At 69.4% G+C, this 789-nt stretch carries 1 protein-coding gene; it reads left to right on the forward strand.

Annotation, left to right across the window (positions count from 1 at the left end):
• Nucleotides 1-789 (forward strand): TatD family hydrolase (locus AC1DP0_RS22345; protein ID WP_478088844.1); only part of this gene is annotated, 789 nt, incomplete at both ends.

The following is a 789-nucleotide window of genomic DNA, read 5'->3' on the forward strand; positions in this document are numbered from 1 at the left end:
GCCCATCGACGTCGTCGACAACCACGTCCACCTCGACATCACGCGCGAGGGCGACGAGCCGTTCGACGTGGCCGATGCCATCAAGCGAGCCCGGTCGGTCGGGGTGACGCGGCTCGTCCAGGTCGGCTGYGACCTGGACGGCATCCGTTTCACCATGGAGGCCATCGAGGCCCACGACGAACTGGTCGGCGGAATTGCCTTGCACCCCAACGAGGTTCCACGGCTGGCGGCCAGCGGACAGCTGGACGCGGCATACGCCGAGGTCGAGCGGTGCGCGACCCACGATCGCATCCGCGTCATCGGTGAGACCGGCCTCGACTACTTCCGCACCGGTCCCGAGGGCATCTCGGTCCAGCAGGACGGCTTCCGCTGGCACATCGACCTCGCCAAGCGACTCGGCAAGGCTCTGCAGATCCACGACCGCGACGCCCACGCCGACGTGCTGCGCATCCTCGAGGAGCAGGGGGCGCCCGAGCGCACGGTCCTGCACTGCTTCTCCGGCGACCTGACGATGGCCCGTGAGTGCGTCGAGCGCGGCTACCACCTCAGCTTCGCGGGCACCGTGACCTTCAAGAACGCGCGAGACCTGCGCGACGCGCTGACGGCGGTCCCCCTCGATCGTCTGCTCGTCGAGACCGACGCGCCCTATCTCGCACCGGCCCCGCACCGGGGTGCGACGAACGCCTCGTTCCTCGTGCCCGTGACCATCCGGGCGATGGCCTCCGTGCTCAACCTCGACGTCCCGACACTGTGCCGCGCGGTGTCCGAGAACAGCGAGCGGGTCTACGG

Source organism: Terrabacter sp. P5_B1 (genome assembly GCF_056400505.1).